Origin of the sequence: Thioalkalivibrio sp. ALJ7 (assembly GCF_000376865.1) — a bacterium.
In the GTDB taxonomy this organism is placed as follows: Bacteria; Pseudomonadota; Gammaproteobacteria; order Ectothiorhodospirales; family Ectothiorhodospiraceae; genus Thioalkalivibrio.
The window spans coordinates 24,762-49,729 of record NZ_AQXQ01000004.1 but is presented as its reverse complement, the minus strand read 5'-3'; the positions used below and the strand labels follow the sequence as shown (position 1 = coordinate 49,729).

General features: G+C 65.0%; 21 protein-coding genes and 2 tRNA genes. 12 read left to right on the top strand and 11 right to left on the bottom strand.

What is annotated here, in order from left to right; all coding sequences use genetic code 11:
- The first annotated feature begins 26 nt into the window (after nucleotides 1–26).
- The 3 genes from D002_RS0100680 to D002_RS0100670 all read left to right on the top strand — a co-directional run bounded on the left by D002_RS0100680 (nucleotide 27) and on the right by D002_RS0100670 (nucleotide 447).
- Nucleotides 27–102: transfer RNA gene (locus D002_RS0100680), tRNA-Ala, on the top strand.
- A 26-nt stretch (nucleotides 103–128) separates the two neighbouring features.
- Nucleotides 129–353, top strand: coding sequence for a hypothetical protein (locus D002_RS13670; RefSeq protein WP_018139993.1), 225 nt, complete (start codon nucleotides 129–131; stop codon nucleotides 351–353).
- A gap of 18 nt (nucleotides 354–371) precedes the next feature.
- Nucleotides 372–447, top strand: a tRNA-Glu gene (locus D002_RS0100670).
- A gap of 109 nt (nucleotides 448–556) precedes the next feature.
- On the opposite strand, the gene D002_RS0100665 is transcribed toward D002_RS0100670, so the two are convergent.
- The 10 genes from D002_RS0100665 to D002_RS0100620 form a co-directional block, all read right to left on the bottom strand.
- Nucleotides 557–2,005 carry an OprO/OprP family phosphate-selective porin gene (locus tag D002_RS0100665; RefSeq protein WP_018139992.1) on the bottom strand — a complete coding sequence of 483 codons (1,449 nt, stop codon included), beginning with the start codon at nucleotides 2,003–2,005 and terminating at the stop codon, nucleotides 557–559.
- Nucleotides 2,006–2,090: 85 nt separating this feature from the next.
- Entirely contained in the window at nucleotides 2,091–3,794 is a 1,704-nt protein-coding gene (locus tag D002_RS0100660; RefSeq protein WP_018139991.1) for an iron ABC transporter permease, read from the bottom strand.
- On the bottom strand, nucleotides 3,791–4,834 hold the full coding sequence (locus D002_RS0100655; protein WP_026181414.1) for an extracellular solute-binding protein: 1,044 nt from the start codon (nucleotides 4,832–4,834) through the stop codon (nucleotides 3,791–3,793). Before D002_RS0100655 ends, D002_RS0100660 begins: the two co-directional genes overlap by 4 nt.
- Complete coding sequence (locus D002_RS0100650) at nucleotides 4,834–5,916, bottom strand: ABC transporter ATP-binding protein (protein ID WP_018139990.1); 1,083 nt, start codon at nucleotides 5,914–5,916, stop codon at nucleotides 4,834–4,836. The genes D002_RS0100655 and D002_RS0100650 overlap by 1 nt, the downstream gene beginning before the upstream one ends.
- Before the next feature lie 125 nt (nucleotides 5,917–6,041).
- Nucleotides 6,042–9,860: an AAA family ATPase gene (locus D002_RS0100645; protein ID WP_018139989.1), complete on the bottom strand. Its 3,819-nt coding sequence runs from the start codon at nucleotides 9,858–9,860 to the stop codon at nucleotides 6,042–6,044.
- 131 nt (nucleotides 9,861–9,991) lie between these two features.
- Complete coding sequence (locus D002_RS0100640) at nucleotides 9,992–10,483, bottom strand: DsrE family protein (protein ID WP_018139988.1); 492 nt, start codon at nucleotides 10,481–10,483, stop codon at nucleotides 9,992–9,994.
- Nucleotides 10,484–10,638: 155 nt separating this feature from the next.
- A complete protein-coding gene (locus D002_RS0100635) occupies nucleotides 10,639–10,902 on the bottom strand; it encodes a hypothetical protein (protein WP_026181413.1) in 264 nt (87 codons plus the stop codon).
- A 17-nt stretch (nucleotides 10,903–10,919) separates the two neighbouring features.
- Complete coding sequence (locus D002_RS0100630; protein ID WP_018139986.1) at nucleotides 10,920–12,326, bottom strand: deoxyribodipyrimidine photo-lyase; 1,407 nt, start codon at nucleotides 12,324–12,326, stop codon at nucleotides 10,920–10,922.
- A complete protein-coding gene (locus tag D002_RS0100625) occupies nucleotides 12,326–13,888 on the bottom strand; it encodes a cryptochrome/photolyase family protein (protein WP_018139985.1) in 1,563 nt (520 codons plus the stop codon). Before D002_RS0100625 ends, D002_RS0100630 begins: the two co-directional genes overlap by 1 nt.
- 27 nt (nucleotides 13,889–13,915) lie before the next feature.
- On the bottom strand, nucleotides 13,916–14,914 hold the full coding sequence (locus D002_RS0100620) for a MerR family transcriptional regulator (protein ID WP_018139984.1): 999 nt from the start codon (nucleotides 14,912–14,914) through the stop codon (nucleotides 13,916–13,918).
- Between the two features lie 128 nt (nucleotides 14,915–15,042).
- Between D002_RS0100620 and D002_RS0100615 the strand changes: the two genes are divergently transcribed.
- Nucleotides 15,043–16,953 (top strand): thioredoxin domain-containing protein, encoded by a 1,911-nt coding sequence (locus tag D002_RS0100615; protein WP_018875042.1) that lies wholly within the window; start codon nucleotides 15,043–15,045, stop codon nucleotides 16,951–16,953.
- A 281-nt stretch (nucleotides 16,954–17,234) separates the two neighbouring features.
- On the opposite strand, the gene D002_RS0100610 is transcribed toward D002_RS0100615, so the two are convergent.
- On the bottom strand, nucleotides 17,235–18,047 hold the full coding sequence (locus D002_RS0100610) for an inositol monophosphatase family protein (RefSeq protein ID WP_018139982.1): 813 nt from the start codon (nucleotides 18,045–18,047) through the stop codon (nucleotides 17,235–17,237).
- 163 nt (nucleotides 18,048–18,210) lie between these two features.
- On the opposite strand from D002_RS0100610, the gene D002_RS0100605 reads away from it, so the two are divergent.
- From D002_RS0100605 to hscA, 8 genes are all read left to right on the top strand, one after another.
- Entirely contained in the window at nucleotides 18,211–18,951 is a 741-nt protein-coding gene (locus D002_RS0100605) for an RNA methyltransferase (protein ID WP_018139981.1), read from the top strand.
- Nucleotides 18,952–19,007: 56 nt separating this feature from the next.
- A complete protein-coding gene (gene cysE / locus D002_RS0100600) occupies nucleotides 19,008–19,835 on the top strand; it encodes a serine O-acetyltransferase (protein ID WP_196800096.1) in 828 nt (275 codons plus the stop codon).
- Nucleotides 19,836–19,893: 58 nt separating this feature from the next.
- Nucleotides 19,894–20,406, top strand: coding sequence for an Rrf2 family transcriptional regulator (locus D002_RS0100595; RefSeq protein ID WP_018139979.1), 513 nt, complete (start codon nucleotides 19,894–19,896; stop codon nucleotides 20,404–20,406).
- A gap of 6 nt (nucleotides 20,407–20,412) precedes the next feature.
- Nucleotides 20,413–21,636 carry an IscS subfamily cysteine desulfurase gene (locus tag D002_RS0100590; protein ID WP_018139978.1) on the top strand — a complete coding sequence of 408 codons (1,224 nt, stop codon included), beginning with the start codon at nucleotides 20,413–20,415 and terminating at the stop codon, nucleotides 21,634–21,636.
- A 55-nt stretch (nucleotides 21,637–21,691) separates the two neighbouring features.
- Nucleotides 21,692–22,099 carry a Fe-S cluster assembly scaffold IscU gene (gene iscU, locus D002_RS0100585; RefSeq protein WP_018139977.1) on the top strand — a complete coding sequence of 136 codons (408 nt, stop codon included), beginning with the start codon at nucleotides 21,692–21,694 and terminating at the stop codon, nucleotides 22,097–22,099.
- Between the two features lie 8 nt (nucleotides 22,100–22,107).
- Entirely contained in the window at nucleotides 22,108–22,431 is a 324-nt protein-coding gene (gene iscA, locus D002_RS0100580) for an iron-sulfur cluster assembly protein IscA (protein WP_018139976.1), read from the top strand.
- A gap of 94 nt (nucleotides 22,432–22,525) precedes the next feature.
- Nucleotides 22,526–23,068, top strand: a complete 543-nt coding sequence (hscB, locus tag D002_RS0100575; RefSeq protein ID WP_026181410.1) for a Fe-S protein assembly co-chaperone HscB — start codon at nucleotides 22,526–22,528, stop codon at nucleotides 23,066–23,068.
- 16 nt (nucleotides 23,069–23,084) lie between these two features.
- On the top strand, nucleotides 23,085–24,968 hold the full coding sequence (gene hscA, locus D002_RS0100570; protein WP_018139974.1) for a Fe-S protein assembly chaperone HscA: 1,884 nt from the start codon (nucleotides 23,085–23,087) through the stop codon (nucleotides 24,966–24,968).

The following is a 24,968-nucleotide window of genomic DNA, read 5'->3' as shown; positions in this document are numbered from 1 at the left end:
GGCTACAGTACGCGCTCGCCTGACACGGGGCCATAGCTCAGCTGGGAGAGCGCCTGCATGGCATGCAGGAGGTCGGCGGTTCGATCCCGCCTGGCTCCACCAAATTTAGGCGTACTGCGAGTTCACCAATGCATCGTTTTGGCGTTATATCCCTCTATGTGGGGCTGGTGATTGCAGTAGTCGGATTGATCGGCGGATTTGGGTTGATGATTTCCGGGGAACAGACCTGGTCCAAACCGCTCATCGCGCTGGTACCGATCGGGTTTTTGCTGGTATTCAGTGGTCTGGTGACGACGCTTCTGCATCGCGCACCGGGTAGCGAAGAAGACCGGCCCAAGGGCCCACCCGAGTAACGAAGACGTTGCCTCTACGTCCCCATCGTCTAGAGGCCTAGGACACCGCCCTTTCACGGCGGCGACCGGGGTTCGAATCCCCGTGGGGACGCCATATCCCGAAAAGGCCTGAACCGCAAGGTTCGGGCCTTTTCTTTTTTGTGTTTCTGGCGTGAAGCCAGTAGAGCGACGAGCACCTCCCTGTGCTCGCCGATCCGCTCGTCCTAGAACTCGAACTGGGCGCGGGCGGCCAGCACTTGGTTGCCATTGGATACGCCACCACGACCCTCGTAGTCGAAGTACATGTAGTTCAGCTTGAACACCATGTCCTGATTCGGGTACCAGTTCAGACCAAGGGTGTAGTGGTCCATCTTGTTGCCGCGCCCCACTTGGGTGTGTTCCATCGAGTCGGCATGGGCGTAGCGAGCCGCGATTTCCCACGCACCCGTACCTCCGTGACCAAAGACGGAATTCGGGCGTACGGCGCCAAAGTCGCCGCTGAAGGCGCGATAATTGCGTTGCTCCCCGGTCAGGAAGTAGCTCGCCTGGACATAGTAGCCGTCCAGCGTGAGGCTGCTTCTGTCCGTAGCGTCACTTCCATGGGCATCCAGGACTTGTTCACGATCGAGATCCAGGTCCACTCGCAGATACTCACCCTGCAGAGAAAAGGGCCCTTTGCCCCAAGCGGCTTCGAGGGCATATCGGCTGTAGGAGTCGACGCCCTCGAGGTCATTGCGGCCAATCAGCCGGACGTCGATGGCTCGGGCGCCTTCACGGGAGCGCAGGCGGACATCTTCGAGCGTGCCCTCGTCCGTCGCGTTGACCCGGTGGTTGAAGGACGCACCCAAGTGGGTGAACGTATCTTCGGACATATACGGGGCGAACGATGCACGGGTTGCCAGGCTGTACCCTTCTTCGACATCCCGATCGCGATCCGTGCCGTCCCCGCCAAAGACGCCCGCCGCGAAATACCAATCCGGTACCAGCGTCTCGTACATCAGGCCGATCTGCCGGCTGGGCCGATAGGCATCCACGGGCGTGGCGCGTTCCATGAAGGTCAGGCGCCGCGAGCTGGTCGAGCTTTCCAGCGAGAAGGGCTCTTTGAAGTTGCCGACTGCAAGCCGCCCGCTGTCAAAGAGTCGAGCGACGTAGGCGTTTGCAAAGCCGACTTCGCTGTCCCGGAAGTCGACCTCCAGTTGCCATTCCCAAAGGTTGTCATAGACGCCGATGGCGCCCAGTCGGGCGCGCCGCAGGAACGTTCCGTACTCGGGAATCGGATCGGCCTCATTGGCGGCTTCGGAAAGATTGTCGTCCCAGTTAGCGGCCTCAGCGTCCACCATCAGTCGTCCGCGCAGCCCGAATCGGTTCTTGCCGTCCTGACTTTCGACACGGAATTTGCGTGCCTGGATGCGATCATCGACGGTCTGCAGCGGAAGGGTCGGCTCGTACTCCAGTCCCTGATAGCGATCCTCGGCCTTCATCTGGTCGGCCACGGCATCGGCTTCCTGGGCTTCCGCCTCGCGGAGGTCGCGGACATCCTGTTCGGTGAGCACGCCGCGCTCGATCAATTTGTCGATAAGGGCCGATGTGGAGCTCTCGGCATGGGCCGGAGCAGCCAGGAGGCCACCACTGATCAGGGCGGCCAGGAGTACGGGAGTCTTGAATGGTTTCATGGTCTTTTCCTGTGAATGTATGCGTATGCACACCCGGCATGAGTCCCGCGAACCGGGTGTGGTGGGTACACGCCTCACGGCGTGATCAGGTGGGAGCGCGGGGGCGGCTCCGAATCTGGAACACGACCAGGACGATCGAACTCAAGGCGATGGTGATGCTGGCCATGGCCATCGCGACGGCGAGGTCGCCCTGCTCGAACTGGTTGAAAATGAAGGTTGCGGAGGTGTCTAGGCCCGGAGGAAGCAGCAGGATGGAGGCCACGAGCTCGCGCATGGTGACAATGAAGGTGGTTAGCCAGGCGGCCAGCAGGACAGGCTTGAGCTGAGGCAGGACGACCTGGAAGAAGACGCGCCAGCGGCTGGCGCCGAGGATCGAAGCCGCATGTTCAAGCGCCGGGTCCATCGACTGCAGGCGGCTGTTGGCATAGTTCAGGGCATCGGTGATGTAGATCACCACGTAGGCCAGCAGCAGCATCCACACGGTGTTGTAGGGTGAGACGGGCACCCAGAACGCGTTCCAGGCGAGGATCAGGCCGACCGCCAGAACTATCTTGGGGATGACGCGTGGCAGGGTTGCCAGGCCCTCCAGCGCATGGCGCAGCCAGCCCTGGGTTCGCGAGATCACGTACGCGATCCACGCGCCGAGAAAGATGCTGATGGTCGCGGCAGCGAAGGCCAGCCACAGGCTGGTGAACAATGCCTCCGACCCCCGCGAACCCGGGGTCAGGATGGCGCGGTAATGGTCGAGGGTCAGGCTGGGGAGCGCCCCTTGCCACTGGTCTGCGATGCTGGTGACCAGCATGGCAAAGTAGGGCAGCAGCGTGGACAGAACGAACAGCCCCGCAAACCAGGCCAGTCCGATGATGCGCGCCCCGCGCCCCAGCTGGAATTGATGCGGGGTTTCGGGTTCGTAGCGGCCGCCGCCCATGAAGCTGGCCAGCAGGCGCGACCCGTACAGCGCGATCAGGGCGACCAGGCACAAGAGGGAAGACAGGGCCGTGGCCAGCGCGAGGTCGAGCGGCCAGCTGGTCACCAGGTAGAAGATTTCGGCGGGTAACAGCGGCAGGTTGGCGCGTGTGCCCAGGACCGCGGGCACACCAAAATTCGAAAGCGCCTCGAGAAACACAAGCAGGCCGGAGTTGAATAGCGCCGGCAGCATCAGCGGGATGATGATGGCGCGCAGGGTCTGGCCCCAGCTGGCACCCAACTGTGCCGCGGCGGTTTCGAGGCGACGCGGTATGGAGGCCAGTGCGGCCTCGGTGGCCAGCGCGACGTAGCCAAAGGAGGCCAACGCCATGACGAGCGTGACGCCCCAGAACGAAAAGAACCAGGCACGCAGCGCCTCGGGCATCGGTCCCAGTAGCTGGTCGAAGAACCCGCCGTCCTGCATCACCAGGATGTAGGACAGCGCCGCGATGTAGGGCGGGGTCATGATCGGAACCAGCAGCGAAAGCCGAGCCCACAGTTTCCCGGGCAGATTGGTCCGTGCGAGCAGGTAGCCGCAGGGCACCCCGAGGATCCAGCTGACAACAGTTGTTGAGCCCGCCCAGGCAAACGAGTTCCACAACATGGAGCCGATGCCGTCGGTTTCGCCGATCCGGCGATAGGCATCGAGAAAGCCCTCGAAGCGCCCTCCCATGATTTCGGGGAAGATGCTGGTCAGGAACAACAGCGCCAGGGGGTAGCCCGCACCCAGCAGCAAGAGTGCCGCGACCAGCAGCACCGGGAGCCGGGTGCTGGCCCACGACAGGACGAAAGGGCGCGTGGCCGCGGATGCCACGGTGATCATGGGGCCGGGCTCCGTATCGCCCGCGGGATCTCCGCGCGTTCAACCCGGAGCTGAAACTGGCGCAGCAGTCGGTTCTGAGCCGCGAGTGCCTGGCTCCGGTCCAGCGCCAGGATCGGAGGCATGCCTTCGTAGGCCGCCTGCCGTTCCGGACTGTTCGCGATACCCTCCCGGGCCGGGATCAGGTGCTGTTCGGCCACCGCCTCCTGGGCGAATTCGGAGAAGTAAAAGTCGACAAAGGCCTCGGCCAGTCCGGGCGCGTGCGCCTCGTCTAGGATCCCGATCGGCCGCCGAACCATGGCCGCGCCACTGGTCGGGTAGCGCATCTCGACTTCGGGATTGCGGACCTGCTGGCGCAGGACAAGGTAGTCCACCACGCCCAGGATCGCGTCGTATGCGCCGGTCACGAGCCCGCCGATGGCCTGGCTGTTGGCCGCCGCGAAGTCGAGTCCATCCGTCCGGGCGTCGATGAACGCGGGCCACAGCTCGTCTCCCTGGACCTGGGCGAAATTCACCAGGAAGTCGCCGGTTGCTCCCGAGCGCGATGGCGATGGCATGACTGTCCGCTCGGCATGAGGTGCCCGCATCAGATCGGGCCAGTCGAGCGATCCCGAACCACCCAGCGGGCGATCCTTGCGCACGGCGACGCCCACTAGGGCGGCGGCCGTCGCGTGGAAGTAGCCGTCCGGGTCGTGCCAGTCGGGGTGGGTTTGTTCGACCCCGGCGGGTCGATAGGGTCTCAGGCGTCCGTCTCGCTTCAGGGCCTCGGCCGCGAGTTCCGAGGCGAAAATCACCACGTCCGCGCGGTTGCGATAGCGTTCCGCCTCCAGTTTGGCCATGACCTGTCCGGTGGTGGCGGCGAAGAGGTCGACGCGGACGTCGTGCCGGGCTTCGAATTCCTCCACGACGAGTTCGATCAGGGGTCGAGGTCCCGCGGAGTAGACCACCAGCGTGTCGTCATTCGAGGAGGGTCCCGTGCACCCGGTCAGACTCGGGAGCCCGACCGCAAGACCGGCGAGCAATACGAGGCTGCGGATGTCCATCAGCTGCGAACGACGTGGGCGCGCTGGAGGTCCAGGCTGATGCCGACGGTTTCGCCGCAGGCGAGTGCCGAGCGGTGAAATGCCCGCAGACGCATGCCCTGGTCCAGATCCAAGAGGATCTCGTGGCGGTCCCCGAGAAAGCGCGAGTGGCGCACGGAACCCGGCAGCACCCCATTGGGTCGTGCATCCGGAGGGGGGGCTTTGCCGGGAGACAGGTCGATGTCCTCACGACGAACCACAAGGTGGCCGTTGGCCGGCAGACCGTTGGTGGCGGCCAGGCGCAATGCATTGTCGAGGACGATCTCGTCGCCCCGACGCTCGAATGCCAGGATGTTCGCGCTGCCGATGAACTCGGCGACGAAGCGACTACTGGGGCTCTGGTAGATGGCCTCGGGGGTACTGTTCTGTGCGATACGGCCATCTGCCATCAGGGCGATGCGGTCGCCGAGTGCAAACGCCTCACCCTGATCGTGGGTGACATACACGACGGTCTGTCCTGTATCGCGGATGAGCAGTGCGATCTCGGACTTCAGTTCTTCTTTCAGACGGGCATCGAGTGCCGAAAGAGGTTCGTCCATCAACAGCAGGCGCGGATGGACCACCAGCGCGCGGGCGATCGCCACTCGTTGCTGCTGGCCACCTGATAACGTGGAGATGGCCCGGTCGGCAAACTCGGCAATCTGGAGGCGTTCGAGAATCTCCATGACCCGCTGGCGCCGCTGCGAGGATGTGGTCCCCCGCAGTTTCAGGCCGAAGCCCACGTTCTGTTCCACATTCATGTGTGGCCACAGACTGTGATTCTGAAAGACCATCGCCAGACCGCGCGTCTGCATCGGCTGGTGAGTACCGCGAGCTGGGTCATCCATGACCGTCCCCGCGATCGAAAGGGTCCCGCCATCGGCCGCCAGCGAACCCGCGATCAGATTCAGGAGTGTGGTCTTGCCGCAACCGGAGGGACCGAGCAGGACCTGGCATTCGCCGGGGTGAACCTGAAGCTCGATGGAATCAAGCGCAGTATGCGACCCGAAGGTCTTGCGAAGTTGCCGACACTCAAGCAGCGGGTCGCTGTTGGGCGTTTGCATGACACAGCCTTGGGGAAAGAGCGAGCGCTCAGGCTAGGGCAGTATCGTTACAGCAGTATCGAGGTTTTGTTGCGCGGGGATGAAGCTTTCGTTGCATTGCCCGAGAGTGTGGAGCCGGAACTGGTTCAGGCGAGACGGGGGTCGCGTTGGCGCGGCTCGTCCTCGTCAGGGTGCGGTCGCGGAATGATGCAATGGTTGATGCGCAGGAGTTCGCGTTCCGCCCAGGTCTGGACCTCTTCTTCTTCCGCGAGGCGGGCATAGTCCAGAAGCGCCAGGCGTTCAATGTTGGGGTTGCCCTGCTCATGCGCGGTACGGCGGGCGCATTCGAGCTCTTCCCAGCCTTCGGCTTCCTTGCCTTGACCAAGACTGAGCAGGGCGTTGGCGCGTAACCGGCGAATGGCCGCTTCGAAGCCCAGGTCACCCCGTGTTCTGCAACTTGCGAGGGCCTCGTCGGCGACGGCAAGGCGGCGTTGGGCCGGCGCGTCGGCGGCCTGCAGGGCGTCCAGCAGGATTAACTGAAAGATCGTGTTCACACCATCCATGATGTGGCTCATGGCATCCACTTGCTGCTCGATCACCTCGTGCGCGGTCGCTTGTCCCTGGCGCGTCAGGGCCCAGCTTTCCAGGGTAATGCCGGCCGCACGCCACAACGGATAGTCGTATTCGCGTGCGATGGCCAGCGCTCGGCGGGCCGCGGGCAGGGCCGAGTCGGGATCGTTGCCGTAGAAGCCGAGCGCGGCACGGAAACTGTGGACGAAGGCCTCGGTGGGGCGATGCCCGAGCTGGTCGGCCTGCTCGCAGGCGGCGTTCATCTCGGCCCAGGCGCGGGCGTGATTGCCGAGGTAGAGCAGGGTCCAGGCCATGAAGCCACGGGCGCTGATGGCTGGGTTTTCGGTGTGACGAGCGACTAAAGCGGGATGGTCTTCGTCTTGGTAGAGCTCGACCGCCCGGGTTTGGTGCTCCAGCGCCTCGGCAAATCGGCCCGTCCAGAAGTGGGTGTTGCCCTGGACGTAGTGCGCGGCGATTTGCAGCAGGCGGTCGCCGGATCGTTCGGCGAGGCGTTCCATCTCGTTGGCGAGCCGATGGGCCTCTTCGAAACCGTGCCAGGAGCCCGCCCCATGCCAGAGGCCCCACAGGACACGGAAATACTGAACCGGGTCCTGCTCCGGTGCGGTCAGACGCATCGCGCGTTCAAAGATGTTGTTGACCGTGCGCGATCCGTAGCCCAAGAGGGCGAGATTGGAGGCGCCCAGGCCGCCCAGCGCGCGCAGGGTCGTGCTTTCGTGCTCGGGCCCTTGGTCACCTTCTTCGGCCTGCTGGCGATCCAGGCAGTTGAGGGCGTCCTCGAAGTAGTGCGAGGCCTCCGGGAGGATTCCTCGCGCGAAGGCGTCCTCGCCCGCGTCTAGCCAGGCCGCGACGGCTTCAGGATAGCGATGGGCATGAAACAGGTGATTGGCGATGCGACCCCAGTCGGCAGACTGCATGCCATTCTCGGAGTCTTCGCGCATCAGGTCGGCCAATTGCCCGTGCAGGCGGGTACGCTCCGAGACCAGCATGGATTCATAGGCGGCCTGCAGGAACAGCGCATGCCGAAAGCGATAGCGCACACCATCCACCATGCCGGCCGGTTCGATGAAGCCCTTGCCGGTGAGGCGGGTGAGCTGGCGGCGAATGGCATCGGCCGGTTGCCCGCGCAGTCGGCTCAGGATGCGGGTGTCGAAGTCGCGTCCGATGACGGCCGCGAAATGGGCAATCTCGCGGGCGCTTCCCAGCTGTTCCAGACGCGCGACCAACAGATTGGACAGCCCCGGCGGCAGGGTGTCGGGTAGCTGCCCGCTGCGCGCGCCCTCAAGCGCATAGCGAGTCAGCTCTTCGAGAAAGAGGGGAACCCCTTCGCCACGCTCAATCAGCTGTTCGCGTAACGTGCCGGGGAGGCGCCCGTGGGCATCCAGGCGGTCTACGAGCGCGCGCGCCGCCTCGTGGTCCAGGGCGTGCAGGCGGACGTGTTTGAGAGATAAATCGCGCCAGGAGGACCGGAAGCTCATGCGGGCCGTGAGGATCGCCATGATCGGGCGGTGGCGGGAACGCTGATACAGGCGGCGCAGGAATTCCGAGGTTCCCGAATCCATCCAGTGCAGGTCATCGCAGATCAAGAGCGTGGGGCCGTGCGCCCCCCGGCGGTGGATCAGCTCCACCAGGATGTCGATGATGCGGTCGCGATCCAGCCCCTCGTGCAGGAGGCTCTCGGGCCCTTCGGCATCGGGGTGGGCGAGCCAGCGGGCGAGCTGATCGGCGAGTTTGGCGGGCGTTCCCGCTTGTTGCAACGCCCCGGCGAGGCGCCGCAGACGGGCCTCCCGCATGCGGTCACGACCCACCCAGGCGGCAAAGGCCTGGCGTACCGGCGCGAGGAGTTGGCGTGCGCGGTCCTCGCGGCATTTCAGCAGGTGGCGGGAGCGGGCCTGGGCCCGCACCTGAAGGTCGAGGCTGCGCGCGAGGCGGCTCTTACCGAGCCCGGCTTCCCCCTGGACCAGGATGTACCGAACCTCGCCGTTCTCCAGGACCTGGTCCCAGTGTTTGCGCAGGTCCTGCAGTTCGGGATCACGACCGGTCAGGGGTGTCTGATCGAGCTGGCTTTGGGCATCCACTCGATCCAGCGGGCCCGGGTCCCCGGTGACGTGATAGGCGCCGGAGCCATCGTCCAGTGGCCGGAACGTGAAATAGCCGGAGATCCGAGCATGGGCGTCATGGCTGACAAGCAGGGTGCCGGGGTCCGCATGCTGGGCAAGTTCATGGACCCGGGCGGTGAGCTGGCCGGTCGGGTCGGGGAGGTCGGGATCGGCACCGGTGACGATCAGGTTGCTATCGACGGCGAGACGCAGCTTGCTGTCGCCGGGGGCGGTCTCCAGGGCCTGCCAGGCGGCGTGAACCGCGTCGACTGTGGCCTCCTCGCGCCCGGCGGGGTAACCGAAATAGGCCAGGAGGCCATGGCCGGGGGCGGGTACGACGTGTCCGTGATGGCTCAGGAGCACGAAGTCGATGTGCTCCAGGGCGCGGTTCACCTGTTGTTGCTGGACTTCGATGTCGGCCGATGGGTCCGGATGGACGTGGCAGGCGACGACGGTGACACGGCGCCGTTCGGGGCGCAGGACGGGCGGCTCGGCGTCTTCGGTGGAGGCGTGCTGGCTGGAGTTCTCGGCCCGCTCGGCGCCCAGGATCTCTTCGCGAGTGCGGCTCAGGAGTTCGCCGAGCGGCTTGCTGGACTCGGCCTCCAGGTGGGCGTAATGCTCCAGGGCGCGCTTGGGATGCCCAGTGACTGCCAGGGCCTTCATTAGCAGGTGGTGAAGAGTCTCGTCGTGCGGCTCCATTGCCAGCAGGCGATGGAGCTCGGCGAGCAGGGGTTCGCCCTCGTTGGGCTTGGCCAGCTCGGCGAGGTTGTGAGTGATGAAGACCAGCAGGTTCTGCCAGTGCTGTTCGCGCTGGTTTTGCGCCCAGGTCCAGAGTTCTGGGAGATCCTGCAGGGGCCGCAGGCCCTCCAGGAAGTGCCCGCGGTAATCGGAGACGATGGCGAGATCGGGGGGTGGGGCGTTGCTCTCACGGCCCTCCGTGGTGCGGCGCTCGGAGCGTGCGCGTTGCAGGGTCAGAAAGTCGACGCGTGATCCGGTCTGGGGCTGGAAGCGTACATAGCGCGGGGTCGTGTCGAGCAGAGGCGGATCGCTGTTGGGCAGCTGGCGACGCAGCTGGAACAGGCCCTGGCGCAGGTTGACCCGGGCGCTGTCCGCGTCCAGATCGGGCCAGAACAGCCGCGCGATCTCCTCGCGCGGGATGCGCCGCCGGCTTTCGGCCGCGACGTAGGTCAGGAGCAGGCCGAGCTTGGTCCCGGACAGAGCGGGTATGTCACGTTCTCCCACACGCACGCCGACCGTGCCGAAGGTCGTGATTTCCATATGCGCCAAGTGGCCTCCCTTCTGTTGCGTCGCTTTCGTCCGGCTGCAGCGGGCGACTGGATGGCGCCTGCCGCGTTATTCGGTGTTACTGGGCAGCCCGATTCGATTGTAACGGGATTCGGGGACAGCAGTTAGTCGATCCGGATGGTGGCGTAGCCCTGGCTCTCGTAGCCCATGATGGACAGGAAGGTGTTGCCGACCAGTTGGATGCCGGGCAGCAGATCATCCTGCGTCAGATCGAACCGCCGGGTGGCGATGCTGCAGGCCTCCATGTGCACGCCGTCGCGCGCTAGTAGGTCTTCCAGTCGCTCATGGATGTGGCGTACGGCAGAGACGTCCTCAAGCTCCAGGTGATCGGTGGAAGCAGCGATCAGTCCCGCGGCACCACCCCGAAACGCGAACATCATTTCCGGTTCCAGGCCTTGGCGGACCATGTCGTCGTAGGTTTCCTCGATCACACTGAGGCGAGCAATCAGGCGTTCGGGATCGCCGATGGTGATGTCCCAGAGGATGCGCCCGTTTTCCAGGCCGGCAATTGCGCGCTCGTCGGAAGGCTTGTCGGCGAGGGCGGCCGTCGGCAGCAACAGGCTGAAGGCCAGGAGGCTAGTCAGCAGCATTTTCATGGTGTTCGTCCCTTTCTTGCACGTCATGTCTCGAGAATAGGGGCGAATCGACCAAACTGCACGTTTGGTCGGCTGCCGTACCATGCCAATCGCCTGCGCACCCGGTCGATTGGACCGGGACTGCAGAGCCGGGGCCAGCGCTGGCCCCCGATCCGTTAGTGGCCGTGGTGGCCCTTGTGCAGGTATTCGACTCCTTCGAGGCTTTGCAGCTGGATCTCGCGGATCGGGGTGTAGCGCGAGGAACCCGGGCCGACAATCTCTTCGGTCAGACGGATGCGGTAGGGCGCTTGGTTGTTCAGCAACTGGCCGACATAGCGCTTGCCCTCGTGGTTCAGGCGCACGGGCGAGGTGCTGTCGTAGCGGCTGAAGTTGTAGCTCACACCCTTCGGGTACTGCAGGTTCTGTTCGGAAAAGTTCATGCTTGGGCCCTGTTGGATCATGTGTTCTTAACGGCCTCGAAGGCCTGGAGTGCGGCCAGGCGGCTGGCCTTCAGGTCGACGATGGCATCGGGATAGCCGCGTGTGCCGCCGGCGCTCGGGGCGTGAATATACCGCGTTTCGGTGTCCTTGAGCACGGGCAGGTAGCGGCGTACGAAGGTGCCTTCGGGATCGTATTGCTCGCCCTGGCGCTGGGGGTTGAATACCCGAAAGTAGGGTGCGGCGTCTGCGCCACAACCACCGGCCCACTGCCAGCCCAGGGTGTTGGCGGCCAGATCGGCGTCCACCAGGGTGTCCCAGAACCAACTTGCGCCGAGATGCCAGTGCAGGCGCAGGTTCTTGGTGAGAAAGGACCCCACGACCATGCGCAGCCGATTGTGCATCCAGCCGGTTTCCCACAGCTGGCCCATCGCGGCATCGACCAGGGGGATGCCGGTGCGGCCTTGTTGCCAGGCGACCAGATCCTGCTGTGACTCGCGCCAGGGAAAGGCCTCGAAGCGCGGGTTCAGCGGTTGTTCCGGGGTGTGCGGGAAGTGGTAGAGCACATGGTGGGCGAAGTCGCGCCAGCCGAGCTCGCGTATGAAGGCCTCGGGGCCGCCGCTCTCCGGGTCCAGCCCGGCCTCGCGCAGGGCGCGCAGGACTTGGCGCGGGCTGATCTCGCCGAAGTGCAGATGTGGTGACAGGCGCGAGGTGCCGTCGTGGTCCGGGCGCTCGCGACCCTCGGCGTAGTCGCGAGCGGCCTCGGGGAGAAACTGTTCCAGGCGTTGGTGGGCGCCGGCCTCGCCGGGTGACCAGGTGGCCTGCAGCCCTGCGGCCCAGTCGATTGTGGGCAACAGCTCGAGTTGTTCAAGGGACAGCGAGTCCGGCCAGGCCCGGGGTGCCGGGAGTGTCTCGGGTGCGGGCAACGGATCGCGGTCGATGCCGCGTTGGCGGCAGGCCTTCCAGAAGGGCGAGAAGACTCTGTACGGGCGACCTTGTCCGGTCTCGACCTCCCAGGGTTCGATCAACAAGTGGCCGTTGAAACTTCGCACCTCCAGCCCGTCGGCGCGCAGGCCAGCCTTGATGTCCTGGTCGCGCAATACCAGCGCGGGATCGTAGAGGCGGTTCCAGTAGACGGCCGTGGCCCCGGTCTCGTGGACCAGGGCGCGCAGCGTCTCGAGGGTGGGGCCGCTTCTCAGGACCAGGCGGCTTCCCTGTCGGGTCAGCGCCGCGTTCAGGACCTCCAGGCTGTGGTGCAGCCACCAGTTGGAGGCGGCCCCGGGTTGCCAGGGGGCCTCTTCGTCCGGGGCGTGGATGAAGACCGGGATGACCGGGCCGCCGTTCGCCAGCGCGGCGTGCAGGGCGGGCTGGTCGGCCAGGCGCAGGTCGCGCCGCAGCCAGACCAGGGTGGGCGGGCTCTTGGTCATCAGATGCGGTCGCCTCGTTTCAGGATGTCGCGGATCGTGCCGGCCCGTTCGCGGATGGCCCGCAGGCGGTCGGGGTCCATCTTCTCCAGGTGTTTCCACTGCAACGCGGTGCGCGGGTGGCGGGCAAAGCGGTCCTGGTGACGGGCGAGGAAGTCCCAGTACAGCGTGGTGAAGGGGCAGGCGCTTTCCCCCAGGGCCTCGGCCGGGTCAAAGGGACAGTGCCGGCAGTAGTTGCTCATGCGCTGGATGTAGCGCCCGCTGGCCACGTAGGGCTTGGAGGCCATGCGCCCGCCATCGGCATACTGGGACATGCCGATCACATTGGGGAGTTCCACCCATTCGACGGCATCCACGTAGATGCCCAGGTACCACGCGTGGATCGCTTCGGGACGCACGCCCAGCAGCTGTGCGAACAAGCCGGTGACCATCAACCGCTGGATGTGATGGGCGTAGCCGTATTGCAGGGTCTGGCCCACGGCCTGATGCAGGCACTGCATGGACGTGTCGGCATCCCAGTATAGGGCGGGGAGCGGCTCGTCAGCCTCCAGGGCATTCCAGTCGTGCCAGGCCTCGCCGAAGTGAAAGTACAAACCGCGCACGTATTCGCGCCAGCCAAGGATCTGGCGGATGAAGCCCTCGGCAGCGGCCAGAGGCGCGTGTCCATTGCGCCAGGCCTGTTCGGCCGCGTCGATCACGGTGCGCGGATGGATCAGGTGCAGGTTCAGCGCCGCTGAAAGGCGGGCGTGATAGAGCCAAGGCTGATCGGTCCACATCGCGTCCTGGTAGGTGCCGAAGTGGGGCAGGCGGTGCGTGATGAAGTCGTCCAGGACCTGTTGGGCCTGTTCGGCGGTGACAGGCCACTCGAAGTGACCGGTCTCCCCTGGAAGCTCGGGCAAATGCTGGGCGACGTCTCGCAGGCACTCCTGGGTCAGGGCGTCCGGCAAAAATCCCAGGGGTGCAGGCAGCAGGCCGGGTCCGTCACGGCCGAAATGGCCTCGATTGTCGGCATCGAAGTTCCACTGTCCGCCGGCGGGTTCGTCATCGTTCATCAAGATGCCGAGGCGTGCGCGCTGTTCGCGGTAGAAGTACTCCATGCGCAGTTGCTTGCGCCCCCGGGCCCAGGTGGAGAAGGCCTCCAGGGTCACCAGGAAGTGCGGGTCATCGAGGATCTCGAAGGGGACGGAGCTGGCGTTGCAGGCCTGGTCCAGCTCGCGCTGGATGCGGTGTTCACCCGGCTGTAGCACCTGGACCTGTTGCGGCTGCAGCCGCGGGAGATCCTTTCTAAGGGCTGCGCCGAGGGTTTCCTCCGAATGTTCGCCGAGACGACGGTAATGGACGCTCAGGCCGGCATTGTGACGATCCCTGGCGAAATGGCGCATGGCCGAAAGGAACGCGGTGGTGCGTGCTGCGTGCGAAGGCACATGCCGGGACTCCGCCACCACCTCAGCCATCCACAGGGCGTCGTGGTCAGGGTGCAGTTGCCGGAGGCTGGGTTGGTTCGGGTCGAGCTGATCGCCAAGGATGACCAGCAGGCGGCGGATGCCCTTGGGAGGAGGAGGCACTGGGCCGGTGGTCCGAACGGCGGTGGGCTAAGCGTTGAGCTGCCGGGCAAGCCGGGCAGCGGCTTCCAGTGGCGGTCCGGGCAGGACTTCAACCTCCCGGGCATGCTCCAGTTGCGACAGTTCCAGCGCGGCGGAGCCGGCGAGGTAGCAGGTCGGCCCCGGCTGCTGGAGGATTGCCTCCACGCGCGGCAGTTCCGGGCTGCGCATCAGCTGCGAGGAGGCGTGGATGATGAACGCCGGTGCGTTCAGGCGCTGGATCAGGGTTTCGAGTCCGGCAGGGCTGGTGACATCGAACAGGGGCAGGGTTTGGAGATCCTGCCGCGCGCAGGCCAGCTGCAGGAGCATCCCGCCGACCTGTTGGTGTCCGCCACCCAATACCAGACAGGGGCAGGCTGGCCCCTCGCAGGCGCGGAGTGCGGCCCGCAGTTGGTCGGAGAAGGCCGCCGTGGCCCAGGCAGCGAAGACGGCCAGGCGGGCCTCGCCCTCGGCGTTATGCCGCGACTCCTCGCGCAGCCGCCGGTAGATTTCGAGGAAGGCGCTCTCGTGTACCCCGTTCCAGCCGTGGCGCATGACCAGGCGTGAATAGGTGCGGTCCAGGTCGCCGATATCGAGATGGGTCACCGACTCATAGAGCGTTTCCGCGATCGGGTCCATGGTGTGGGGTGCGATCCCGGGACCCGGGCTCTCGCGGCGGTCTGGCTGAGTGGCCGGAGATGGCTCCTGCCGAGTGGATACGGGATCCGCCGTGTTCGGCTCGTCGGTGAGCACGCGGTGCACTTGGGATACCGGAATACCTTCTTCCAGTAGTTCCATGATGCGTTTGATGCGGGCGATGTCCCCGGTACTGTATAGCCGGTGCCCCTTGGGCGTCCGCATCGGGCGAATCAGCCCGTAACGGCGTTCCCAGGCGCGCAGGGTGACGTCATTGATACCCGTCTCCGAACAGACATGCCGGATCGGGTAAAGCCCTTCCTGATCTTGGAGTCCGATGTGCGTTGCGCTCGCCATGAAGTAATTGTACGACATCTATACAGCAGATGTACAAGGCCGTGTTCCATTTCGCATCGCCGCGTCTCGACGATGTGTCCGATCGTCCAGGCCGGGATGAACCTTTGGTACACGTCCGTCCACCAAAGAGTAGCAACCTTCACACTATGATGCTGGGAGTCGACATGTTTGCGCATTTCGGAAGGTACCGGGTTTCCCTGATCACCGCTTTGCTGCTGGGGGCGATGGTTCTTCCGGGTGTGGCCAAGGCCAATCCGGAAATGGCGGACAGCATCTCGCCCTATCTGCGCCTGCACGTAGATGATCCGGTCAACTGGCGTGGCTGGGACCCGGCCCTGCTCGACAAGGCGCGTGAAGAGCAGCGGCCCTTGTTGATCTCCAGCGGCTACTACTCCTGTTACTACTGCCACGTGATGCAGGAGGAGAGTTTCAAGGATGAGGGCATTGCCGAGCGTCTGAACGAGCACTTCATACCGGTGAAGGTTGACCGCGAAGTCGATGGTGCCCTGGATAGCTACCTGTTGGAATTCCAGCGGGCCACGGCCGGCAGCGCCGGCTGGCCCCTGAACGTCGTGGTGACCCCCGATGGACATGCGTTGACCGGCGTGGTGTATGCCCCGCGCGATCAGTTTGCCGAGTTCCTGGATGGCATCACCGAGCGCCTGGATGCGGACTACGACGCGCTGGTGGATCTGGCACGCCGTGGGAGTGAGGAGCTGTCCACCCAGTTGCGCGAAGGCGAGGAGCCGATGTCCGACAGCCGCGCCGGGCGTCTGCCACAGGTGTTGTGGAGCCGATTTGAAAGGGAGGCGGATGACCTTGGGGGTGGTTTTGGCCAGTCCACCAAGTTCCCGCATTCGCCCTGGCTGCGAGCCATGCTGGAAGCGGATCAGGTGGGCGAGGCCCCGGACTGGATCCCCGAGTTTCTCGAGATCACGCTGGATGAAATGTCCGGGTCCGGGTTGCGGGACGTGCTGGGGGGTGGGTTTTTCCGCTATTCCGAGTCCCCTGACTGGAACGAGCCCCACTTCGAGGTGATGCTGGAGGATCAGGCGCAGCTAGCCTGGCTGTATCTGCAGGCCGGCGAGCACTACGGCCGCGAGGACTGGATCGAGCTTGGACTCGAAAACCTGGATTTTGTTAAGCGGGACATGGCGTTGCGCGAGGACGACATGGGCGAGCAGGCCGATACCTCGGCGGATGGGTTCCGCGGTTTTGCCTCCAGCCTATCGGCGATGGACGACCAGGGCCGGGAAGGCGGTGCCTACCTTTGGCCAGAGGAAGACCTGGCGACGGCACTGGAGGGTCACGAGAATCCCGAGCTCGTGCGTGCATGGTTCGGCATGGAAGGGTCCTCGGTTTTTGATCTCGGGTATCTGCCCCGAAGTGGCGACAGCAAGGCCGAGCTGGCCGAACGCTTCGACCTCGACGAGGACGCGGTGAAGGAGCAGATCGACGCCGGTCGTGAGGCACTCATTCGGGCTCGCGAAGAGCGGGGTCTGCCGCGCGACGAGAAGGTCCTGACGGGCGCTCACGGTTTGTTGCTGTCGGCGCTGGCAGTGGCCGCCGACCATGACGAACGCTTCCGTGAGGCGGGCGAGGCCGTACGGGGCTGGTTGCTGGAGGTGGCCGATGACCCGGCGGCGCTACCGGCATTGATGGGGTTGCCCGCAGACCAGGCGGGTGCGGCGACCTTGAACGACTATGCCTTCGTTGCCCAGGGCCTGAACGACTGGGAGCGGCAGCAGGGGGAGGGTGGCACCGAGGTGGTCGCGGCCCTGCTCGAGAACGCCTGGGAACGCTTCCTCGACGCGGACGGCTTTCGAGCGGAACCAGAGCCCCCGCTACCGGGCATGATCTCGCAGCGCTTCCATCCAGCCGTGCATCGGCCTTCGCCCACCACGCTCATCCTGGCGCTGACCGAGGAGTTGGCCGAGAACCACGAGACGCTGGAGGCCGCACTCACCGACTACGACCTGCGCCCGGGACGCGCCATCGAGAGCGACCCGCACCATCACGCCCGCCTGATCCTTTGGCTACAGCACCGCACTCGCTGACGGGCTTTTTTTGTCACCACGAAGCTCACGAAGGCACGAAGAAGGTCAAAGGCGGATTAACCACAGAGGACACGGAGTTCACGGAGAAAACCTGAAAGGCTTTCAGGTCGGCGGATGGGTTGGCTGCGTTTAGCGGCTCCGGCGAACCGCGCGGGTTTTCCCCGATGCGACCGACGTTCTTCACCCGAATTGGGCCTTTCTCCGTGTCCTCTGTGCTCTCTGTGGTTAATCCGCCTTTGACCTTCTTCGTGCCTTCGTGTGCTTCGTGGTGAACAGGCCCTTCAGGCGTCGGAGCGGGAACTGGCTTCCTTTTCGGCCTTGTGGAGGCGTTGGAGCATGGCCTTGAGGACCTTGGGGTTGGCGGCGACGACATCGCCCCGGCGCATCACGTCGGGGTTGCCCTGCCAGTCGCTCACCACACCGCCGGCCTCCTGCACGAGGAGCAGGCCCGCGGCCATGTCCCAGGGCTGCAGGCCCATCTCCCAGAAGCCATCGAAGCGTCCGCACGCGACCCAGGCCAGATCCAGCGCGGCCGAGCCGGGGCGGCGCACACCCGCAGTGCCCGGCACCAGATGGCGCAGGCTGCTCAGATAGCGCTCCAGGTCCTGACCCTCGCGGAACGGGATGCCGGTGCCCAGCAGGGCGCCATTCAGGTCCTTGCGTTCCGAGACGCGGATGCGGCGGCTGTTGAGGAAGGCGCCGGCGCCGCGGGTGGCGGTAAACAGCTCTTCCTTCAGCGGGTCGTAGACCACCGCCTGTTCCAGACGGCCCTTGTGCTGCAGGGCGATGGAGATGCCGTACTGCGGGATCTCGCGCAGGTAATTGGTAGTGCCGTCCAGCGGGTCGATGATCCAGACGAAGTCGGCATCCTTGCCGCTTTGCTCGCCGCCTTCCTCGGCCATGATGGCGTGGTCGGGGTAGGCGCGCCGCAGGGTCTGCACGATCACCTGTTCCGCGTTGAGATCCACGTCCGACACCCAGTCGTTGCGGGCCTTCTCGCGGGTGTTCATGCGATCCGGCCGGCCCCAGGCGCGGGTGGTGATGCGTCCGGCCTCGCGGGCCGCCGATACCGCCGTGTTCAGCATGGGGTGCATGGGTGTCTCCTGGTGTTCTGCGGGGTGTCCCGCGGGTGCGCGCTGGTACTGCGGGAAGGCCGCGAACAATACACAAGCGGCTCTTTCTTGGGAAGTCGTGGCCCGTGCCGTGTACAATCCGGCCGCGCCGTTCGGGGCGCGGGGTTCGGGGAGCGAAGGCTCGATGGAAGAACGTTTGGCACGCCTGCGGGTGGTCCTGGTGGGGACGACCCATCCGGGCAATATCGGGTCCGCCGCGCGGGCAATGAAGGCCATGGGCGTCACCGACCTGGTCCTGGTGGCGCCGGAGAAGTTTCCCCATGCGGATGCAACCGCGCTGGCCTCCGGTGCCGATGACCTGCTGGCAAACGCGCGAGTGGTGGCCGACCTTGCGGAGGCCCTGTCCGACTGTGTGTGGGTGGTGGGGACCAGTGCCCGGCTGCGCACCCACTCGGTGCCTGTGCTGGGGCCGGATGTCGCAGCGAACCAGGCGCTTGGGCATGCGGCTGAGGGCCCGGTGGCGGTGGTCTTCGGCCGCGAACACAGCGGGCTGACCAACACCGAGCTGGATCACTGCAATGCCTTTGTGCAGGTGCCGACGGTGCCGGATTTTTCCTCCCTCAATCTCGCGGGCAGCGTACAGGTGATGACCTATGCGCTGCGCATGGCTGCGCTCGTCGGCGCGCCCGTTCCCACCACCGTTGCGGCCGCGGCCCAGGAGCGCGACCCGCCGGCCACGCAGGCCGAGATGGAGGGGCTGTTCGCGCATTTCGAGCAGGCCCTGACCACGATCGACGTGCTGGACCCGGAGAATCCCCGCAACCTGATGCGACGACTGCGCCACCTGTACCAGCGTGCCGAGCTCAGTTCGAGTGAGGTCCGTATGCTGCGCGGTATATTGACGCACACGGAAAGGGGCCGCTGAGGGAGCGCACGAGCTGCGTGATACCTTAGTGGATGACTCAGGAATGAGGCCGGACAATGTTTGACAGGATGCGCGAGGACATTCGCTGCGTATTTGACCGCGACCCGGCGGCACGCAACGCCTTCGAGGTGCTGACCGCATACCCCGGCCTGCACGCGTTGTGGTATCACCGCCTCGCGCACTGGATGTGGAACCACCGGATGCGTTGGCTGGGTCGGGTGGTGGGTAATTTCAGCCGCTGGCTGACCGGGATCGAAATCCATCCGGGCGCGACGATCGGCCGGAGATTCTTTATCGACCACGGCATGGGCGTGGTGATCGGCGAGACCGCCGAGGTCGGCGATGACTGCACGATCTACCACCAGGTCACCCTGGGCGGGACGACCTGGGAGGGCGGCAAGCGCCACCCGACGCTCGGCAACGAGGTCGTGATCGGGGCGGGTGCCAAGCTGCTGGGGCCGATTCATATCGGTAATCACGCGCGCATCGGTTCCAATGCGGTGGTGTTGAAGGATGTGCCGGCGGATGCCACCGCGGTCGGGATTCCGGCGCGAGTGATTGGGCCGCGCCCGGAGCCAGACCCGCGTTTCCAGCAGATGGCCGACCGTATGGGCTTCGATGCCTACGGCCTGTCGCGGGACATGCCTGACCCGGTGGCGAATGCGATCCATCGTATCGTGCAGCGGGTGCATGACCTGGATGAACGCATGGAGCGGGCCTGCCAGGCGCTCAAACGCGCCGGTATCGATCCGGGCGAGGCGCTGGGCGAAGACGACTCCGGACCGCTTGAGGCTTGCGATCTGGAGGGTCTGGAGCCGGACGAGTGCGAGGTCCCGGGGAGCGCGCCAGACGAACAAGAACGTAAACAGCAAGGGAATACTTGATCGTTTTGGTCAGGTATTGCTAAGCTTGCCGGCAAATGACCGACAAGTGCACTCAACCATGAAACTGACGACCAAAGGCCGATACGCCGTCACCGCCATGCTGGATGTGGCGATGCACACTACCGATGGCCCGGTATCCCTGGCCGAGGTGGCGCGCCGGCAGAAGCTCTCATTGTCCTATCTGGAGCAGCTTTTTTCCAGGCTGCGTCGCCAGGGCTTGGTGAACAGCAGCCGTGGTCCGGGCGGAGGGTATGCCCTCAGCCGTGACCCGGAAGGGATCAGTGTGGCCGACATCGTGGTCGCCGTGGACGAGCCGGTCGATATGACGCGCTGCGGTGGCAAGGCCAACTGCAACAAGGACTCGCGCTGCCTGACGCATGATTTGTGGACCGACTTGAGCCAGCAGGTCTACGACTTCCTCAGCACCCGCTCGTTGGGCGATGTGCTGCAGCGCCACCGGGAACAAATGGAAAAAGATGGTGTGCAGGAGGTCGTGATGCACGGCGCTGCTCGGCAGACCTCGACCGAACAAAGCAATGCGGCCGTCAAGGCGGCTGCGGAAAGGAGCTAACGCGCAATGAGCAACCTGAAACTGCCGATCTATCTCGACTATTCTTCGACCACGCCGGTCGACGAGCGTGTGGCGGAAAAAATGACGGGCTGTCTGACCAAGGATGGCCTGTTCGGCAACCCGGCCTCGCGCAGCCACAGCTTCGGCTGGGCCGCGGAGAAAGCTGCGGAGAACGCTCGCGGCCAGGTCGCCGAGCTGGTAGGGGCCGATCCCAAGGAGATTATCTGGACCTCCGGTGCGACCGAGGCCGATAACCTGGCGATCAAGGGTGCCGCGCATTTCTACCAGCGCAAGGGCAAGCACATCATCACCGTGAAGACGGAGCACAAGGCTGTGCTTGATACCACGCGGCAGCTGGAGCGAGAAGGTTTCGAGGTGACCTACCTGGGCGTGAAGGAAAACGGTCTGGTCGACATGCAGGAGCTGGAAGACGCGATGCGCGATGACACCATCGTCGTCTCGGTGATGCACGTGAACAACGAGATTGGGGTCATCCAGGACATCGAGGCGATCGGCAACCTGTGCCGCGAGCGCGGGATCGTGTTCCATGTGGATGCGGCCCAGTCGACCGGCAAAGTGGCGATCAACCTGTCCAATCTGCCGGTGGACCTGATGAGCTTCTCCGCGCACAAGACCTACGGCCCGAAGGGCATTGGTGCGCTGTTTGTACGCCGCAAGCCGCGCGTACGGATCGAGGCACAGATGCACGGAGGCGGCCATGAGCGCGGCATGCGTTCCGGCACATTGGCGCCGCATCAGATTGTGGGTATGGGCGAGGCCTTCCGCCTCGCAGGCGCCGAGATGGGTTCCGAACTGGAGCGTGTCCGCATGCTGCGGGATCGCCTGTGGGCCGGTCTTGATGGCATGGAAGAGGTTTACCTGAACGGTGACCAGGAGCAGCGCGTGGCGCACAACCTGAACGTCTCGTTCAACTTCGTCGAGGGCGAAAGTCTGATCATGGCGCTGCGCGACATCGCCGTGTCATCGGGTTCGGCCTGTACCTCGGCGAGCCTGGAACCGTCCTATGTCCTGCGCGCTCTGGGCCGCGACGACGAACTGGCACACAGCTCCATTCGTTTCTCCATCGGTCGCTACACGACCGTGGAGGAGATCGACCATACGGTGAAGATTGTGCGCGCTGCGGTCGGCAAGCTGCGCGAACTCTCGCCGCTGTGGGAGATGTACCAGGACGGCATCGATCTGAGCACCGTCGAGTGGGCGGCCCACTAGGCTTCCGACTCGGCAACACGAACGTAACGCGTACACACGCAAGAGGAGAACGGTCATGGCTTACAGTGACAAGGTTCTGGACCACTACGAAAATCCGCGCAACGTCGGCAGCTTCGACAAGAACGACGACACGGTCGGCACCGGCATGGTTGGCGCTCCGGCCTGCGGCGACGTGATGAAGCTGCAGATCAAGGTCAACGACGAAGGCATCATCGAGGATGCCAAGTTCAAGACCTACGGCTGCGGTTCCGCGATCGCCTCCAGCTCGCTGCTGACCGAGTGGGTGCGCGGCAAGACTCTGGAAGAGGCGAGCCAGATCAAGAATACGCAGATCGCGGAAGAACTGGCCCTGCCGCCGGTGAAGATCCACTGCTCGGTGCTGGCCGAGGATGCGATCAAGGCCGCCGTGTCCAATTACCAGGAGCGCCACGGCGCCGCGGAAGCCGACAAGAAGTCTGCCTGAGGCACCCAATGGCGATTACAGTGACCGAACCCGCAGCCGAGCGTATCCACAACTTCCTCGAGAAACGAGGCAAGGGAGTGGGCGTCCGGCTGGGCGTCAGGACGACCGGCTGCTCGGGCATGGCCTACGTGGTCGAGTTCGCCGACGATGTCGAGGAGACCGATACCGTCTTCGAGGATCGTGGCGTGAAGATGGTGGTCAATCCGAAATCCCTCGTGTACCTCGACGGGACCGAGCTGGATTTTGGCAAGGAAGGCCTGAACGAAGGGTTCAGGTTCAATAATCCGAACGAGAAAGCCCGGTGCGGCTGCGGTGAAAGCTTCAGCATCTGACTGAGCATCGCATCCGGGGTGGTGTATGGCGACTGGCTTCCAGTTGTCGTCCCACCCCTTTTCTTTTGTTGCCTGCCTGCCAACCGGGGATGTGATGACCGACCCATTCGAACAGTTTGATCTGCCGGTGGCCTTCGAGGTCGACCGGTCGCAGCTGGATGAGCGCTTTCGCCGTTTGCAGGCGGAGCTGCATCCGGACCGCTTTGTGCGCCAGGGCGATCAGGCGCGGCGCATGGCCGCGGCGGTGGCCGCCGATGTGAATGAAGCCTACGCGATCCTGGCGGACGATTACCGGCGTGCGGTCCGTATGCTGGAGCGTACCGGTGTGGACTTCGATCCTGAGCGTGATACCAGCCAGGACATTGAGTTCATTGAGGCCCAGATCGAGTGGCGCGAGCGCCTGGAAGAGGCGGAGTCCACGCAGGATGTCGCAGCCGTTGAGGCCGCCGGCGTTGAGCTGGAACAGGCTCGGGCCGAGGCGCGGACGAAGGTCGCCGACGCCCTGAAAGATCCGGAAGCCCCGATGGCAAATGCCAAGGACCGGGTGCTGGAGCTGCGTTTCTTCGACCGGTTGCTGGATGAACTGAAACGTACCCGACAAAGCCTGGCGCGCGGTAATCAATCCGCGGCCGAGTGAAGGAGCCGAATACCCGATGGCGTTATTGCAGATCACCGAACCCGGAGCCGAATCGGCGCCGCATCAGCGCCACCTGGCCGCCGGGATCGATCTTGGTACCACCCACTCGCTGGTCGCCACCGTGCGTAGTGGGGAGGCGGATACCCTGCCGGACGCAGAGGGTCGTCACATCTTGCCGTCGGTGGTGCACTACGCCGCGGACGCGGTGACCGTGGGGCACGCAGCGGCCGAACACGCCGCGGATGATCCGCACAACACGATCGCCTCGGTGAAGCGCCTGATCGGGCGCGGGGCCCATGATGTCGCGCGGCTCTCCGGTGAACTGCCATTCCGGCTCAAGACCGGCGAATCCAGCGTCCCTCGGATCGAGACCGTGGCCGGTGACAAGACCGCCGTCGAGGTCTCGGCCGACATCCTGCATACCCTGCGCCAGCGCGCCGAGGCCACCCTGGGCGACGAACTGGAAGGCGTGGTGATCACCGTGCCGGCCTACTTCGATGACGCCCAGCGCCAGGCCACGCGAGACGCGGCGCAACTGGCCGGCCTGAACGTCTTTCGCCTGATCAGCGAGCCCACCGCCGCTGCGGTCGCCTACGGGCTGGACCAGGGCGAGGAAAGCACCATTGCGGTGTACGACCTGGGTGGCGGCACCTTCGATATCTCCATCCTGCAGCTGCGCCGCGGGGTGTTCGAGGTGCTGGCCACGGGTGGTGACTCGGCCCTCGGGGGTGACGACATTGACCGCGCGATTGCCGACTGGCTGCTAAACCAGGCCGGGATGGCCGGCGAGACCGATCCCCAGCGCCTGCGGCGCGTGCTGATGGCCGCCCGTCAGGCGAAGGAAGCCCTGACCGAGGCGGAGAGCACTCCGGTCGAGGTGGTTCGCGCCGATGACAGCACCTGGTCGGGCGCGCTGGACCGATCGACACTGGTGACCCTTGCACAGCCCCTGCTGGATCGCACCATGGAGGCCTGCAAGCAGGTGCTGGCGGATGCCGGGCTGGAGACCGGGGCGATCGACGAGGTCGTGCTGGTCGGGGGCTCCACGCGTATGCCGGCTGTACGCGAAGCCGTCGAGGGTTTCTTCGGCCGCGCTCCGCATGCGGGCATTGATCCGGATCGGGTGGTGGCGATCGGTGCGGCCCAGCAGGCCGATATCCTGGCCGGTAACAAGCCGGACACCGAGCTGCTCCTGCTGGACGTGATCCCGTTGTCGCTGGGGCTGGAGACGATGGGCGGGCTGGTCGAGTTCATCGTCCCGCGCAACACCACGATCCCGGTCACGCGGGCCCAGGAATTCACGACCTTCAAGGATGGCCAGACCGCTATGTCGCTGCACGTGTTACAAGGCGAACGCGATGTGGTCGATGCCAATCGCTCGCTGGCGCAATTCACCCTGTCCGGTATCCCGCCGATGGTGGCTGGCGCCGCGCGCATCCGGGTCACCTTCCAGGTGGATGCGGACGGCCTGCTCAATGTGACCGCGCGCGAGCAGACCCAGGGGGTCGAGGCGCATATCGAGGTCAAGCCGAGTTACGGACTGACCGACTCCGAGATCGAGCAGATGCTGCGCGACTCCGCGTCTTCCGCCCGCGAGGATATGGAGGCGCGCCGCCTGCGCGAGCAGCAGGTGGAGGCCGACCGCGTGCTTGAGGCGCTGGATGCCGCGCTCGCGACCGACGGCGACCGCTACCTGGAGCCGGAAGAGCGCAACACCATTGAACACGCGCGCGACGCGCTACGCGAGGAGCGCGAGAAGGGCAGCGACCCCGACGCCATTGAGGCCGCGCGCAAGCGGGTCGAAAAGGCCTCCGAGGCCTTTGTCGCGCGGCGCATGAACGACAGCATTCGGCGGGCGCTGGCCGGCCATAACGTTAGCGAATACGACGCAGGGAACTGA

Bases quoted from the DNA above. Each gene is read 5' to 3' on its own strand.
- D002_RS13670 (WP_018139993.1), top strand. From the start codon at position 129: ATGCATCGTTTTGGCGTTATATCCCTCTATGTGGGGCTGGTGATTGCA.
- D002_RS0100665 (WP_018139992.1), bottom strand. From the start codon at position 2,005: ATGAAACCATTCAAGACTCCCGTACTCCTGGCCGCCCTGATCAGTGGT.
- D002_RS0100660 (WP_018139991.1), bottom strand. From the start codon at position 3,794: ATGATCACCGTGGCATCCGCGGCCACGCGCCCTTTCGTCCTGTCGTGG.
- D002_RS0100655 (WP_026181414.1), bottom strand. From the start codon at position 4,834: ATGGACATCCGCAGCCTCGTATTGCTCGCCGGTCTTGCGGTCGGGCTC.
- D002_RS0100650 (WP_018139990.1), bottom strand. From the start codon at position 5,916: ATGCAAACGCCCAACAGCGACCCGCTGCTTGAGTGTCGGCAACTTCGC.
- D002_RS0100645 (WP_018139989.1), bottom strand. From the start codon at position 9,860: ATGGAAATCACGACCTTCGGCACGGTCGGCGTGCGTGTGGGAGAACGT.
- D002_RS0100640 (WP_018139988.1), bottom strand. From the start codon at position 10,483: ATGAAAATGCTGCTGACTAGCCTCCTGGCCTTCAGCCTGTTGCTGCCG.
- D002_RS0100635 (WP_026181413.1), bottom strand. From the start codon at position 10,902: ATGAACTTTTCCGAACAGAACCTGCAGTACCCGAAGGGTGTGAGCTAC.
- D002_RS0100630 (WP_018139986.1), bottom strand. From the start codon at position 12,326: ATGACCAAGAGCCCGCCCACCCTGGTCTGGCTGCGGCGCGACCTGCGC.
- D002_RS0100620 (WP_018139984.1), bottom strand. From the start codon at position 14,914: ATGTCGTACAATTACTTCATGGCGAGCGCAACGCACATCGGACTCCAA.
- D002_RS0100615 (WP_018875042.1), top strand. From the start codon at position 15,043: ATGATGCTGGGAGTCGACATGTTTGCGCATTTCGGAAGGTACCGGGTT.
- D002_RS0100610 (WP_018139982.1), bottom strand. From the start codon at position 18,047: ATGCACCCCATGCTGAACACGGCGGTATCGGCGGCCCGCGAGGCCGGA.
- D002_RS0100605 (WP_018139981.1), top strand. From the start codon at position 18,211: ATGGAAGAACGTTTGGCACGCCTGCGGGTGGTCCTGGTGGGGACGACC.
- cysE (WP_196800096.1), top strand. From the start codon at position 19,008: ATGTTTGACAGGATGCGCGAGGACATTCGCTGCGTATTTGACCGCGAC.
- D002_RS0100595 (WP_018139979.1), top strand. From the start codon at position 19,894: ATGAAACTGACGACCAAAGGCCGATACGCCGTCACCGCCATGCTGGAT.
- D002_RS0100590 (WP_018139978.1), top strand. From the start codon at position 20,413: ATGAGCAACCTGAAACTGCCGATCTATCTCGACTATTCTTCGACCACG.
- iscU (WP_018139977.1), top strand. From the start codon at position 21,692: ATGGCTTACAGTGACAAGGTTCTGGACCACTACGAAAATCCGCGCAAC.
- iscA (WP_018139976.1), top strand. From the start codon at position 22,108: ATGGCGATTACAGTGACCGAACCCGCAGCCGAGCGTATCCACAACTTC.
- hscB (WP_026181410.1), top strand. From the start codon at position 22,526: ATGACCGACCCATTCGAACAGTTTGATCTGCCGGTGGCCTTCGAGGTC.
- hscA (WP_018139974.1), top strand. From the start codon at position 23,085: ATGGCGTTATTGCAGATCACCGAACCCGGAGCCGAATCGGCGCCGCAT.